Consider the following 14,065-nt stretch of genomic DNA (forward strand, 5'->3'; position numbering starts at 1 on the left):
TGTAAATAATATAAATTCAGATAAATCTAGCTCATGATAGGGGAACTATAGATGATTCAGCAGCAGGGAGCAGAACGGATTAATGTGGGGATATTTGCCCATGTGGACGCCGGGAAGACGACAACAACGGAGCATATTTTGTATGAAAGCGGTCGCATTCGCGCGCTTGGTAGCGTAGACACTGGGACGGCATTGACGGATTCAATGGATGTGGAGCGGCAGCGGGGGATATCCGTACGGGCGGCATTGGCTTCTTTTGCTTGGAAAGGTGTGCATATTAATCTGGTCGATACCCCGGGGCACGTCGATTTTCTGTCCGAAGTTGAGCGGTCTTTGCGGGTGATGGATTGTGCGGTGCTTATTCTTTCAGCCGTGGAGGGTGTGCAGGCCCAAAGTGAGATGATCTGGAACGCGCTGCGGAAGCTGGGAATCCCCACGCTTATTTTTGTGAACAAAATGGATCGCGTAGGCGCTAACCCTGAAGCTGTGCTGGCAGAAGCGCGAAATTATTTGTCTAGTGATATCATTCCAGTTCAGCAACCCATCGGCAAAGAGAAGGGGTACATAGGAGCAAGAGATTTATGGGAGAACGAAGCTGATGCTAGCGCGCGAACAGAATTATTAGAGGCGTTAGCGGAACGGGACGAAGAGCTGTTGGAGAAGTATATGTCAGGTAGCACTATTGATTTGGCTGAATGGAAAAAATATATGAAAACAGCCTCCTCATCAGGCCGCTTTTTTCCGATGGTTTATGGCGTCGCCGCCAAGGGGCTTGGGGTTACTGCCTTACTGGATGCGATGGTTGAGTATTTTCCGCGCGCTGGTGGGAATGTGGAGGGGGCGGTGTCAGGCATCGTATACAATATTCAGCGTGATAAAAGTATGGGACGGATGGCGTTTGTCCGCCTTTATGAAGGGACGATCCGTAACCGCGATACGCTGATGAATTATACGCAGGATATTCAGGGGAAAGTGACCCAGATCCGCAAGGTCGAAGGTGGTCGGACCGAGGATGTCGGAGCGCTTGAAGCCGGAGATATTGCTGTTATCTATGGCCTTTCAGGGGTGCGCATCGGAGATGTGCTCGGCCATCCGGGGGCCATTCCGGAGGAGGCGAAGCTGGCTGTGCCGCTGCTAACGGTGCGTGTATTCTGGGAACCAGATGTGGATGACCATAAGGTTATCGGAGCGCTGCAGGAACTGGCGGATGAAGATCCGCTTTTGGATGCGCAGTGGCTGCAGGATGAGCGGGAGCTGCATATCAAAGTAATGGGACCGATTCAGCTGGAGATTCTGAACAGTGTTCTGGAGGAGCGATATGCGCTGAAGGTTACTTTCGGTCAGCCTTCTGTCATATATAAAGAAACGCCAGCCCGTGCCGGGGAAGGTTTTATTGCTTACACGATGCCGAAACCGTGCTGGGCGATTCTACGCTTTCAGATTGAGCCGGGATCTCCGGGCAGTGGTTTAGTCTACGATTCGGTAGTGCGGAGTTCCGACCTGCTGCCGCAATATCAGAGCGAAACCGCACGCCGAGTACCAGAATCCTTACAACAGGGTTTGTATGGCTGGGAGGTTACCGATCTTAAAGTGACCTTGATCGAGGGACAACATCATGTATGGCATACCCATCCGCTGGATTTTGCGGTGGCGACTCCGATGGGAATTATGGACGGACTCGCTCGGGTAGGCACTAAACTCCTAGAGCCGATTCTGCAGGTTCGCATCGTGGTTCCTGAGGAGAATGGCGGACGGGTGATGAACGACCTTGTGCAGATGCGTGGTACGTTCGAGCCTCCCGTGCTGCAAGGCGAACGGATGATCATCGAAGGACGTCTGCCGTTGGCAACGTCGCTCGATTATCCCATCAGCTTAAGCTCCTACACGAAGGGGCGCAGCACGTTTACTTCTTTTTTTGCCGGCTATGAAGAATGCCCACCAGACGTATCTGCTGAGCGCACCCGCCGGGGCGTGAACCCACTTGATCAGGCAAAATATATATTAAGCGTGCGAAAAGCACTGCAAGGTTAAATTGAGCTAGAGTACTAAATGGGCTGACGGGGAATAAAAAACTAGAGAGTGTGCGAGGATGTTGGTACTAAGATATACTCAGAAAACTATTAGAAGATATGAAAGTAGCTCCAGTAGAAGTAGAAGTAGAAGTAGAAGTAGAAGACATCTCCTCGTTTTTTAGTTGGCATGTGAATATTATACAGCTCAGAAAAACATATCAATTCAGTAGCCCAAAGTGATTTCAATAGTTTGTTTGAGAGGAATAAGTGGTTGAACACTAGTCAATGTTGGACTAGCTGAAGCTTTTATCGGAAATCTAAGGGGGAATTAAATTGAAGATTAGAGAAGCAACAGCTAGTGATATAGACGGGATCGCTTTTGTCCACGCTACGAGTTGGAAAACCACATACAGAGGGCTAATATCAGATGAGTTTCTCGATAAAATTACAGTGGAAGCAAGAAGGGAGCTCTGGATTCGGAATTTTGAAAACCCCAATAAAGACGAGGTTATGTATGTGGCTGAAGATGAGGCTGGGACGATTATTGGTTTTGCAAATGGAGGAGCGCGAAGAGGGCCAGATCTCTCAGATCTCTATGATGCGGAGCTATATGCACTCTATTTGCTTAAGGAACAGCAAGGAAAGGGTCTTGGAAGGCAACTCATAAGAAGCGTAGCACAGAATTTATTGGAGGAAAATTATAGCTCGTTCATGACTTGGGTGGTAACAGGAAATCCCGCGATTCATTTCTATCACAAAGTGGGTGGGCAATCTGTTGCGACAAAAGAAGTGAAGATTGGGAATGAGGTCGTCGAAGAGATCATGATTGGATGGAGGGATATTGGAGTTGTTGGGGGTTAAGAGCCAAGGGGAGCGATGTACAGAAGCTTTTAACTGTATTTTGTACAACTATAATCCTGCGAATAACCCGTCAAAAAATATAACTGTATTTCGTACACCTATTTTCGTGATTTATTACTCATTGGGCACATTTTCTAGTTTTTAAGTGTACAGAATACAATTAAAGTCTTGAAGATCCCATTTGGATGCGGAATAAGTGTATGAAATGCAGCTATTTCATGAGTTCATAAAGCTCCGTGCACAAAACTATCTAGAGAAGGCCAGGTTTTTTTCACTAAAAAATAGGATGAGTTAAAGGTTGTGAGAAAGTGAGTGATAAACAATCACGGCTATTTCGTATGGAGCAACTGAAAAAAAGAGTGAAAATAGAGAACTTATCAGGTTCTCTGTACAGTGAGTGTATCGAAGCTTTAGGTCCCAACACAAGAATATATAGTTTAGAAAAGTCGTCCGAGATTGTAGCTATGATGGAGAGTATAGTTAATTTCACACAGTGGGCGCGGATTGACTGGGAATCTATTGATCAAAAGAAATCCTTTAAGACACCGGAAGAACTGAAAGACATAGAGTCTATTTTATTGCGTGATAACTATTTTATTGTGTGGAATGAGTTCAATCTTCCGGTAGTGGAGACTAATTTAAAAAATATTATAAACAATTTCAATGATGTTATTGCTGTTGGATTTGATACATGGATTGTGAATTTGGATAAAGGAATTATTATTGAAAGTCATCACGAGGGGGATTTAACAGTGGGTTGGATCTCGCCTCCTCCATTACCAGCTTAACCATAGGCTCTAATGGATGCACAGAGAGTAAAAAATGTACGTAATTCACACTGCGCTAATAACCTCAAGTTTATCCTTCATACACATAACAAGCTTATATTAAGTATAAGAGTTTTAATATGATCTATTAGCCTATAGACTTTATTCCCCCTCAGACTCAGCCTTCTTCCGCGCCCGGAAACGCCGCACCTTCATAAGGTTGCCACAGGCTTTGTCATCGCAGTACCGCTTGGAGCGGTTGCGTGTATCATCGTAATAGACCCAGAGGCAATCGGGATTCTCGCAGATACGGAATCTTGTGGGTTCTTTTTCAAGTAATGCCTCGGCAAAAGACGCTGCAATCTCCGCCATTACCTGCTCCCAGCCACTATGGAGTGGCAATAGCTTTATTTCCGCTTGCTCGTCGCTTTTCCACACAATTCGCCGTATAACAGGACTCTTGTCCATATAGACATTGAGCTGTTCCAGTATTTCTCCATACACCGAGTTTCCTTGCACAATGGCCTGTACCCAGTTCCATAGTAGTGAGCGAAGCTTTTTAAGCTGCGCCATTTCTATCGTGTTCGGCATCTGTGTTTCTAATAGAGCATACTCCTTCAGCCATTTAAAAACCCACTCTTCTTCATCGAGTCTGTCCCGGTCTTTATTCTTATCTCCTGTTCGCCAATCCCGCCAGTAACTGTTAATGAAATCCTCCCACAACACGGTCTGTTCATCCTTTCCGATTCAACGCTCATTACAAATCATTGTAACAGTTAAAAATAAGTTTAGCTAGTTACTTGAATACAATCTGGAAATATGCTACATTTCTTTTGTAACCACTATATTATGGTTTAAGTCGTTACATATTAGTTCGCTTTGAAGTAGTTCTTTTTGAAGCTACACCATGAAGTTTATGTTTACACAAATTTTTAGGAGGTTGAACATGCAAAATAAAATCAGTGAGGTCTTGCTCCAAAATTGGGATTATTGCATGGATATCGAGGATTGGGCTCCGCCGCTTAGCGATGCGCTGGAAGGTGTGGATAGCAAACAGGCTCTCTGGAAGCCAGAGGGTGGGGCGGCCAATTCTATCTGGGAAACGGTTAACCATCTAACTTATTATAAGGTGCGTTTGCTGCGAAAGCTAAAAGGGTTGCCCAAACAACCCGATGCTGAAAGCAACGATGATACCTTTACTGTAACAGCTGAAGGAGAAGAAGCATGGGCGAAAGCCGTTGCAGACCTGAAAGACGTGCATGCTGCTCTTAGAGAAATCATTGAAGCGCTGGAAGAAGGCGCGTATGATTGGGGCGGTTCGGGTCATGCGCCAGGGGAAGAGGTAATGAGCCTTATCCTACACGATTCTTACCATACTGGACAAATTATTATGCTGCGTAAATTGCAGGGTTCTTGGGTGTCCAACCGTAGTTTTAATTAGAACCTCCATATTTAAAAATACAAGCCGTACACTGCTATTCCGGTATACCCGGGTCAGCGGAGGTACGGTTTTTTTGTGCAACTCTGGTAGGCATGAGTATATATTCTATATTGCTTTTTTTGGTTGATTTGGATAAATTAAAACGCGATATGGATATGGGCTCAGAAACTAATCACTGATATCATATAATCCAAAGGCTGAATTAACAAATAACTAGAGCTGTAGATGATTCCTGAAGATTCAAGGGTCATCTTTTTTGATGAGGAATCAAGTCTATCTGGCGGAGGGGAGTGTAAAGATTGACGAGGTTTGGACAGTTAAACACATTGCGTAATCAAATTTTCCTGGGTTTTATGTTTGTCATGGTGATCGTACTCGCCACGGTTGGTTTTTTTATGTACGGTCAAGTTTCGGTTCTATTACGCAATAGTGCGGAGAAGCATATTGAACAGACTGCAGTTCAGGCAACGGGCAAATTGGATGTACTGATCCGGCAGATTAACACGTTGACGGCGCAAGTGGCAACCAACGCCTCCATTCAGCGATTACTCGCTCAAGAGGCCGAAGGAAAGCCGATCAGCTTCGCCGAACGTCAAACCATCCAGCAGGAAGTACGTAAATATGAGGCGTATGCGACAGGGATTCGTTCCATTGAGCTGTATGCAGGTGATTATCAGAAATTACTTTCTGTTGATGACGCCAGCCTGAACAATCGAGTATCAGAAGAATGGATCAGCCGGGTGGACGAGGGCAAAGGACGTCTCGTATGGTTTGGACTTGACCCGCGGAATTCGGATATCGTCATCGCGATTCGTAATATTAGACTGATTGATCATTCATTCACGAAAGCTGGCTATATTATGGTTCAAATTGAGAAAAGTTACTTCCAGCTTACGGATGAGGTGGACAGCTCACAGGCGGAAACGCGTGAATTAATGAGATTATTTGATGAAGCGGGACGGCAAATTTCTTCCGATTTTTCCGTAAATGTCAATGCGAATAAGATACTGGATCATGGAGGAGAAAAGGTTGAGGTTGGCGGTGAAGACTACATTGTGATTCAGAAGCAGTCCAAGGCAACAGGTTGGAGGCTAGTAATCCTCACTCCAGTTGACTATACGACAGAGGGGATATCTGTCCTTCGTACAGCGATCATCGTATCCGGTGTTGTTGGCAGTTTATTGTTTCTCATTTTTACTTTTATTTTATCCACGATGATTACACGTCCTATACTGAATTTGATAAAAGTGATGCGCGGTTCACGATTTGGAACCTTGAAACCGATTTCAGTCACTTCTACAACTATGGAGATCAATGAGCTCAATAATACTTACAACCAGATGGTTCACTCTCTGAATGAACTAATTGAAGTCGTCTATCAGAAGGAGATCGTCCAGAGTCGCACAGAATTAAAGGCACTTCAGGCTCAAATCAATCCGCACTTTCTATTTAACACATTAGAAGCATTCTACTGGGCCCTCGATGAAAAAGGTGAGGAGGAATTAGCTCAAATTGTGGTTGATATGTCGGGGCTTTTTCGTTATGTCATCAATCGAACTGATGATGATGAATGGGTGACTATCGGCGATGAGCTCGACCATGCCGAAAGATATTTGAAGATTATGGAGATGCGTATGCTCGACAGGTTATCCTGGCGGATTGAGTCAGATGAAGCTTGCCGAAGTGTTCCGCTACCGAAGCTGTTAATCCAGCCTCTTGTCGAAAATGCGATTCTTCATGGCGTAGAGCAAAGGGTTGGACCGGGGACAGTCATGCTAATTGTCAGGCCCTCAAGTCGTCCGGGATATACATTGGTTACGGTAACTGACGATGGTCCAGGGATGGATGCAGCAAAGATATCGTCTATCTATCACACTATGGAAAAGGGGAGCATGAGGTCTTCCAAAGGGACTGGGATTGGTATTGCTAATATAGAGCGGAGACTGAAACTCAGTTACGTAGACAATACGGACGGGCTTGAAATACGAAGTGAAGAAGGTTATGGAACTAGCATTTCTTTTGAAATACCGAATGAACCTGGAGAGGGGAAAAACACGTGAAAACTATACTTATCGTAGATGATGAACCTAGAACAAGAGAAGGGGTTCGTAAAACATTAGAAGCCTGGTCATCCGGTCAATATCGCATCGAAACCGCAGCAAGCGGTGTTGAAGCACTGGCATGGCTGCAAAATAACGAAGTTAATCTGCTTATTACCGATGTGCGCATGCCTGAGATTGGAGGGCTAGAATTAGTTGAAAAGCTGAACGAAATGCCTCATCCTCCAGTGGTTATTGTGATCTCCGGCCATCCTGAATTTGACTATGCACAGAAAGCCTTGCAGTTTGGTGTGGTTGAATATTTACTGAAGCCACTCGACAAAACGAAGCTGGTCCGAGCAGTGGAACTGGCATTGAAACGCAAGGAGGATATTTATCGAATCGAACGAATGGAGAAGCTGATCGATCCCAAGCTTATGGAAACGGTACAGCAGGAGAAAGTGTATAGCACTCAAGTGCGTGAGGCACTCCAATACTTAGACGAACATCTTCACGAATCGATATCCATGCGTGATATAGCGGATCAATTACACATGAATGCCAGCTATTTCAGCGTCCTTTTCAAAGAGCAGACGGGACTGACTTACAGTGAATATGTAACGAGAAGGAGAGTACAACGAGCCAAAGAACTACTGGTGAGCACACGGCTGTCCATTGCTGAAATCGCGGAACAAGTAGGCTATCAGACGGCCAAATATTTTGTGAAGGTATTTCGTGCACTCGAAAATGTTAGTCCAGGGCAATACCGCCAGAACGTCATGACCACGGAGGAAAGAATCCAATAATAGTGGTATTAGTCCCAATCCTTATGACCTTACGACATCATGGGATCCAAGCTACAATTTAGTTAAGCGGTTACAAGGCCGCTAGACAACAATAGAAAAGGGGTTGTAAGCGTGCGCAATAAAAAATGGACAATATTGTTCTTAACGATGTGCCTCGTTCTTGTCACAGCTGGTTGTGGTCAAAAAGATAACAATGCAGGTGAATCTAAAGGTAGTGCAAATGGGGGAAGCGACAAAGTCACCGTTAACTTCATGCATTTATGGCCAGAAGGTGTTTCTGCCGGGCAAAATAAAATTGTTAATCAAATCATTAAAGAATATCAAACAGAGCATCCCAATGTTGTGATCAAGCAAGAGGTTCTGGACAACGAGCAATACAAAAATAAGCTGAAGGTATTGTCTGCTTCTAACGAATTGCCAGACGTTGGGGTAACTTGGGCCGCTGGCTTTTTGCAGCCTTACGTTGAAGGAAATCTCTTCGCTCCTGTAGATGACTTGTTGAATGGTGAATTAAAAGACAAGTTCGTCGCAGGAACTACAGAAGCTTATGCTATTAACGATAAAACGTATGCGCTTCCACTTGAGTTTAACATCGCACCTATCTACTACAATAAAGCTATTTTTGAAAAATATAATCTTGAGGTTCCACAAACCTACGATCAGTTTAAGCAAGTTGTAAAAACACTATCTGAAGGGGGCATTGCACCGATTGCTCTCGGTAATAAGGATCGCTGGACAGGATCGCTTTGGTATATGTATCTGGCTGATCGGATCGCAGGCCAACAGGCACTTGCAGGTGCGATCAGTGGTTCAGGATCATTTATGGATGAAGGATTAGTAAAGGCGGCTTCTGAGGTTCAATCACTTGTTGACAGCAATGCATTTGTTAAGGGTTTCAACGGTTTATCAAATGAAGAGGCAAAATCAGAGTTCGTAAATGGCAAGGCAGCAATGTACATGATGGGATCATGGGATCTGCCAAATTTCACAACTAATGAAGAAATTCCACTGGAATTCCGTAATAGTGTTGGTTTCTTCAAATTCCCGACAGTGGAAGGCGGGAAGGGAGACATTAACAGCTGGGTAGGTGGACCAGGCGTAGGATTATTTGTTGCTGAGAACTCTGAGGTAAAAGAAGAAGCAAAATTATTCGTCGAGTATTTCGTATCCAAATGGGGAGAGCAATCCGTAACTGGAGCAGGCGTTATTCCAGCTACGAAGGTGGACACCGCCACACTGGATCTACCACAGCTATACATCGATTTGTTTAACGAAATGAACAAGGCTAGCAGCATCACTTTATTCGCAGATGTTCAAATGCGTGCCAATGCAGCAGAAACGCATCTGAATATGATCCAGGCTCTTTTTGGCAAAGCGGTGACGCCGGAGAAGTATTCCGAGGAGCATGACGCAGCCATCTCCAAAGGCAACTAAAGCTTCGACAACTAGGTGAAGGGGACAATTAGCTTATCCGGCAGCGTGATGCCGGATAAGCCTTTCCTCAAACGGTTTATGAAGGAAAGGAGTCGGACACTTTGGATAAAGTGATGTCTAACAAAAAAATAATCGCGTTATACGTATTTCCCGCCTTGCTTCTCATTCTGGCTATTGTATATATTCCGATTGTTCTAACGGGTTATTACGGACTGAATAAATGGAATGGTATAGGCGCTCTGACTTTTATCGGATTTGATAACTATAAAGCTTTGCTAACAGACCAAACCTTCTGGAATAGTGCTTGGCACTCTCTGCAGTTAGCGTTGTTTTCTACCCTAAGTCTCATTATTTATTTGGCAATTGCTATGGTATTAGCCGCCCGGATCAAGGGAGCTAACTTGTTTCGCAAAATATATCTGATTCCGATGCTGTTATCGTCCGTTGCGATTGCGCAGCTTTGGCTAAGAATTTATCATCCGACGAACGGAATTGTGAACAGCTTATTAGTTTCCATTGGTTTTGCTAATCCTCCTGCATGGCTTGCAGAGCCTACATTAGTTTTGTTTGCTTTATTTATTCCCATTCTGTGGCAATATGCTGGTTTCTATATTCTGATCTATTACGCAGCACTCAAGAATATCCCGACCTCTCTGGAAGAGGCAGCAAAGATTGACGGAGCCTCTGCCTTACAAATCGCTTGGAAAATTAAGCTTCCACTCGCAATGGAAGTCATCAAAGTTACGATTGTTCTAGCCGTTGTAGGTTCTCTGAAGTATTTTGACTTAATCTTTGTTATGACGGATGGAGGTCCTAATGGCTCTAGTGAAGTGATGGCGTCTTATATGTATCATCAGGCTTTTCGGGCTTATGATTTTGGCTACGGGAGTGCAATTGGATTCTTCCTGCTCGTCATCTGTCTCGTCATTACTTGGGTCATTCGCAAATTAACTGCTACGAAAGATTCGATCCAATACTCATAAGGAGGGGCGCTTCATGATGTCTGGAACTGCAGGAAGGCTAGAAATCGGGCCAAAGACAGGCGGCGCAGGTGCGGAGATCACACGTAAATTCGGCTACTCATTGCTATATATCGTGTTGATTGCCGTTGCTGCTCTGCAATTGTTTCCGCTTGTATGGCTGCTGTTTTTCTCATTAAAAAATAATCAGGAAGTGTTCAACCTTCCTGCTCTATCGTTGCCGATGAATCCTCACTGGGAGAATTACGCGAAGGTCTGGAATGTAGGGAACATCAACGTGTATTTCTTCAACAGCGTATGGATTACCATCGTGGCTACGGTGTTAACGGTTATCTTCGGGAGCTTGGTTACGTATGCAGTTACCAGGATGAAATGGAAGGGAAGCTCGTTCGTACTGGGTTTGTTTATGGTAGCGATGATGATTCCTGTTCACTCCACGCTTATTCCGTTATTTAGTATATTCAATAAGATTGGCTTAACGGATCACCCTTTGTCACTTATTTTGTCTTATGTCGCTTTTAACATGCCGATAACGATTATGATTTTGCTGGGTTTCTATTACGCACTGCCACGCGAAGTGGAAGAGGCCGCGGTTATTGATGGTTGTTCCGTGAACAGAATGTTTTTTAGAATTATACTTCCTATGACAAGCTCGGTGATCGCGACTACAGCCATTATTAATATGATCTATAACTGGAACGAATTTATTTTTGTAAACACATTTATTAGTTCTGATTCTTACAAGACGCTGACCGTGGGGGTGCAAAACTTCATTGGTCAATATACAACGGATTGGGGTGCGATCGGGGCAACGCTTATGATCAGTATTTTGCCTATCCTGATTACATTCCTGTTCCTCAGTAACCGTATCGTTGAGGGAATTGCGGCGGGTTCGGTTAAAGGGTAAGTAGAAAGAAGACCTGAATTTCTCAGCTCGAAAAGCTGAAGAGAATTCCGGTCTTTTTTTTTAATCCAATCTAGAATTTTGATTCAATCCTGAAAGCCTCGGGTTAATGGAGGCTATCAAAGATGAACATTCGAAAGGAGAGATTGCTGATGGAACCGGGCTATAAGGATAGAAGTGTTGAAGTGGAGCATAGGGAGGTACAACGGAAATCGGATTCCAGCGTTGTCGCATCTACCTTTATTAAATATGCTGCTTACATTATTATATTTTTTGGTTTTCTGTTCTTTTTGGTTAAATATGTATTTCCTAAGTTTTAATAAGAATTGATTCTTAAGGCGGAGTTTTATTGTTTCTCTGCGATGATCTTTTTTATTACTGCTATAGTTTCTGGTGCAGCATTCTCCAGCATAAACTCAATTGCAGCGAACTGCCGCATAACGTACCTGTCCTCAAGCTTCTCTAAAGGGTTGAAAAAGCCTTTCGGATAATCGATAATCTTCAGATCCCGCTCCGTGACCTGTCCTATGTATTCAAAGGCGTATTCGAATGTACCTTCTGAAATATATAAATCGACGACTTCTTCAATTCGCTTGCGATCAATATGATCCACGACAGTTAGATAATTAGGTGCACTCCAGTAGGCCCCATTTAGACAAGCACCACTTTGGAGGTAGTCTTGTCGGATCGCTTCGATGTTCTTGAAGGTGTAGAAATCCGATGCCCAGCGGGAGCGGTCAGGGAATGTGACTATGACATAGAGATTATAATTGTCCTCTTCCTCAGTCCCACTTTCCGGAGACAGCTGTATATGTCTTGTTCTACTGATCATGATTATAAGTCCCCTTTCTTAACAAAAACGGATACCGTCTTTTTAAAAGACGATATCCGCTGCTTTAAAGATGTCCTAGATCTTAATCATCCGAGGCTATAACTTCATCTCATTACTCGATTCCGCAGAATTACGATAAAAGAACCAGCACTCATTCAGCAGCTTGATCTGACGGCGGTCTTTTTTGTAATAAGCTTTCATTAGCTGATGGCAGAGCCACTGTGGCAAGCGAATCCCTCCTCTAACAACTTACGTAAGTTAGAATATGGAGAAATAAGCCTAAAGGTGCGGATTACAGTAGGCTTTCTGCTTCCTCTTCGTACCACTGCTCCAATTGAGCCTGTAGCGCTCGGATCTCAGTAAGCAGGGAGATCAGTGGGTAGTTCTTCTGCTCTTGAACAGAGGCGAAGGCCTGCTCCAATCTATTGATATAATCCAGACCGGACTCCAGGGAGTAATCCTCACGTAACAGATCCAGCGAGTCACATTCGGCGATGGCTAAGGGCAGATCCGGAACATTATCGGCTGTCAGCTTATCGATTTCTTTGTTCAGGCGTAAATTGAGCGCACTTAGTTGGTACGCATATTCCTCAGGCATTTCCACGAATTGTAATTCTTGATTTTGCTGCAAAATTACATACCGCATTTTCGGCATTGTTCATTCTCCCTCCGTACTTGTCTTCCTTCTTGACAGTTTAGCCTATGCACAAGTTACAATTCAAGTAGAGATCTTATTTCCCGTGGAAAGGACCTGTGATAGAACGCTATGGAAACTATGAGCAACGAAGAGCTGCAGCTGTGGATTGAGCAGGTATCACGGGACAGCTTTGGCGTGCCGTTTAGACACAAGGCGAGCTTTAACAGCCGGTTGTCCTCAACGGGCGGCCGATATTTTACCAAAAGCCATAATATAGAGATTAATCCCCATCAGCTTGCCATGTTTGGCAGAGAAGAGACGGAGCGGATTATCAAGCATGAGCTCTGCCATTATCATTTGCATTTGGCTAAGCGAGGGTATATGCATCGTGACGCTGATTTCAAAAGCCTGCTGGCGCAAGTCGGCGGAAGCCGCTACTGTCAGACACTGCCGGGTGCAAAAGCTCGGAAGTCGCTGCCCTATCGATATAAGCTTGTATGCAGTGCCTGTGCCATGGAGTATCCGCGTAAGCGAAAAGTAGACCCTAAGCGTTATCGCTGCGGTAAATGTTCGGGCAAGTTGAAGTTATTTATTTTATAACCAAACCTAATAATCCGACAAAAGAAACAGCTTGCTGAGGCGAAATGATGCATCCTTCTAAATCTTTGATATCCACGATCAAGCCACTGAACTCGCAGTCACTAAGATCGATCCCATTAAGCTTTGATCCTGACAATGTGGCTTGATCCATATTACACTCGCTGAAGCTGATTTTTTGGAAATTTGACTGATAGTAGTCGGAACTCATTAATGAACTGCTCTCAAAAGCAACCTGCTTCAGATTAGCGAATCGAAACGTAGCAAAATCCCCGATACAATCTACTACACGAACGTTTTGGAATCTGCCTCTTGTAAAGTCTGTGCCAATAAGCTTGCAGTTTCTAAATTCAGTTCGATGAATAATGCCATTCGTAAAATCCACATTAGATAGATCACAGCGATCAAAAATCACGTCCATAAGCTCGATCCCAGTTAGGGAGCACTCCGTAATCGTTACATTTTTAAAAATCACGCGATCAAAGCTGACCTTATTAGCCTCTTGATTATCAATAACCGTATCGCTGATGCTGCAACAGCTGAATTCGTCCTTGGTTTGCAGCGAATATATTTGCTCAGGAAGAAGAGAGTCTGGATCTGCTATTTTTGGCGAATCAATTTTGAAATTCATATGTACCTCCGTTTGTTTACTCTTTGCGGGTAGCTAAAACTAACTATCATCGCGTTAAACCGATTTGTCAATCATCATGAATGTTGCGGGGCATTGGATATCCGTACAAATACACCTTTTTATG

Annotated in this window: 16 protein-coding genes; 11 read left to right on the forward strand and 5 right to left on the reverse strand. The window is 44.1% G+C overall.

The annotated features are described in order from the left end of the window. Positions 1–51 precede the first annotated feature (51 nt). The 3 genes from NYE35_RS05895 to NYE35_RS05905 all read left to right on the forward strand — a co-directional run bounded on the left by NYE35_RS05895 (position 52) and on the right by NYE35_RS05905 (position 3,661). A complete protein-coding gene (locus NYE35_RS05895; protein ID WP_341120375.1) occupies positions 52–2,031 on the forward strand; it encodes a translation factor GTPase family protein in 1,980 nt (659 codons plus the stop codon). A gap of 314 nt (positions 2,032–2,345) precedes the next feature. Beyond that, entirely contained in the window at positions 2,346–2,873 is a 528-nt protein-coding gene (locus NYE35_RS05900; protein WP_076104670.1) for a GNAT family N-acetyltransferase, read from the forward strand. 308 nt (positions 2,874–3,181) lie between these two features. Then, positions 3,182–3,661: a CDI toxin immunity protein gene (locus NYE35_RS05905; protein WP_076100041.1), complete on the forward strand. Its 480-nt coding sequence runs from the start codon at positions 3,182–3,184 to the stop codon at positions 3,659–3,661. Between the two features lie 141 nt (positions 3,662–3,802). Here the strand turns inward: NYE35_RS05905 and NYE35_RS05910 are convergent, their stop codons facing one another. Next, positions 3,803–4,366 (reverse strand): CGNR zinc finger domain-containing protein, encoded by a 564-nt coding sequence (locus tag NYE35_RS05910; protein WP_341120377.1) that lies wholly within the window; start codon positions 4,364–4,366, stop codon positions 3,803–3,805. A 220-nt stretch (positions 4,367–4,586) separates the two neighbouring features. Between NYE35_RS05910 and NYE35_RS05915 the strand changes: the two genes are divergently transcribed. The 7 genes from NYE35_RS05915 to NYE35_RS05945 all read left to right on the forward strand — a co-directional run bounded on the left by NYE35_RS05915 (position 4,587) and on the right by NYE35_RS05945 (position 11,564). Then, positions 4,587–5,081: a DinB family protein gene (locus NYE35_RS05915; protein WP_036686798.1), complete on the forward strand. Its 495-nt coding sequence runs from the start codon at positions 4,587–4,589 to the stop codon at positions 5,079–5,081. 299 nt (positions 5,082–5,380) lie between these two features. Continuing rightward, positions 5,381–7,141: a cache domain-containing sensor histidine kinase gene (locus NYE35_RS05920; protein ID WP_038569068.1), complete on the forward strand. Its 1,761-nt coding sequence runs from the start codon at positions 5,381–5,383 to the stop codon at positions 7,139–7,141. Next, entirely contained in the window at positions 7,138–7,926 is a 789-nt protein-coding gene (locus tag NYE35_RS05925) for a response regulator transcription factor (protein ID WP_339811766.1), read from the forward strand. Before NYE35_RS05920 ends, NYE35_RS05925 begins: the two co-directional genes overlap by 4 nt. Before the next feature lie 111 nt (positions 7,927–8,037). Continuing rightward, complete coding sequence (locus NYE35_RS05930; protein ID WP_076100035.1) at positions 8,038–9,360, forward strand: extracellular solute-binding protein; 1,323 nt, start codon at positions 8,038–8,040, stop codon at positions 9,358–9,360. Between the two features lie 101 nt (positions 9,361–9,461). Next, positions 9,462–10,343: a carbohydrate ABC transporter permease gene (locus tag NYE35_RS05935; protein WP_036686803.1), complete on the forward strand. Its 882-nt coding sequence runs from the start codon at positions 9,462–9,464 to the stop codon at positions 10,341–10,343. A 13-nt stretch (positions 10,344–10,356) separates the two neighbouring features. After that, the gene (locus NYE35_RS05940) at positions 10,357–11,247 is read left to right on the forward strand and encodes a carbohydrate ABC transporter permease (protein ID WP_036686804.1); all 891 of its coding nucleotides are present in this window, start codon (positions 10,357–10,359) and stop codon (positions 11,245–11,247) included. A gap of 122 nt (positions 11,248–11,369) precedes the next feature. Beyond that, positions 11,370–11,564, forward strand: a complete 195-nt coding sequence (locus tag NYE35_RS05945) for a hypothetical protein (RefSeq protein WP_036686806.1) — start codon at positions 11,370–11,372, stop codon at positions 11,562–11,564. Positions 11,565–11,590: 26 nt separating this feature from the next. Here the strand turns inward: NYE35_RS05945 and NYE35_RS05950 are convergent, their stop codons facing one another. The 3 genes from NYE35_RS05950 to NYE35_RS05960 all read right to left on the reverse strand — a co-directional run bounded on the left by NYE35_RS05950 (position 11,591) and on the right by NYE35_RS05960 (position 12,731). Then, positions 11,591–12,076, reverse strand: coding sequence for a hypothetical protein (locus NYE35_RS05950; RefSeq protein ID WP_341120380.1), 486 nt, complete (start codon positions 12,074–12,076; stop codon positions 11,591–11,593). A 96-nt stretch (positions 12,077–12,172) separates the two neighbouring features. Further along, positions 12,173–12,304 carry a cortex morphogenetic protein CmpA gene (gene cmpA, locus NYE35_RS05955; protein ID WP_094903512.1) on the reverse strand — a complete coding sequence of 44 codons (132 nt, stop codon included), beginning with the start codon at positions 12,302–12,304 and terminating at the stop codon, positions 12,173–12,175. 64 nt (positions 12,305–12,368) lie between these two features. Then, a complete protein-coding gene (locus NYE35_RS05960) occupies positions 12,369–12,731 on the reverse strand; it encodes a hypothetical protein (protein ID WP_036686808.1) in 363 nt (120 codons plus the stop codon). Between the two features lie 120 nt (positions 12,732–12,851). Here NYE35_RS05960 and NYE35_RS05965 point away from each other — a divergent pair, with 120 nt between their 5' ends. Then, entirely contained in the window at positions 12,852–13,313 is a 462-nt protein-coding gene (locus NYE35_RS05965) for a SprT family protein (protein WP_080742673.1), read from the forward strand. Here NYE35_RS05965 and NYE35_RS05970 read toward each other — a convergent pair. Beyond that, entirely contained in the window at positions 13,303–13,941 is a 639-nt protein-coding gene (locus tag NYE35_RS05970) for a pentapeptide repeat-containing protein (RefSeq protein WP_036686811.1), read from the reverse strand. The genes NYE35_RS05965 and NYE35_RS05970 overlap by 11 nt on opposite strands. Between the last annotated feature and the right edge of the window lie 124 nt (positions 13,942–14,065).

Origin of the sequence: Paenibacillus sp. FSL L8-0494 (assembly GCF_038003695.1) — a bacterium.
Lineage (GTDB): Bacteria > Bacillota > Bacilli > Paenibacillales > Paenibacillaceae > Paenibacillus_AQ > Paenibacillus_AQ odorifer.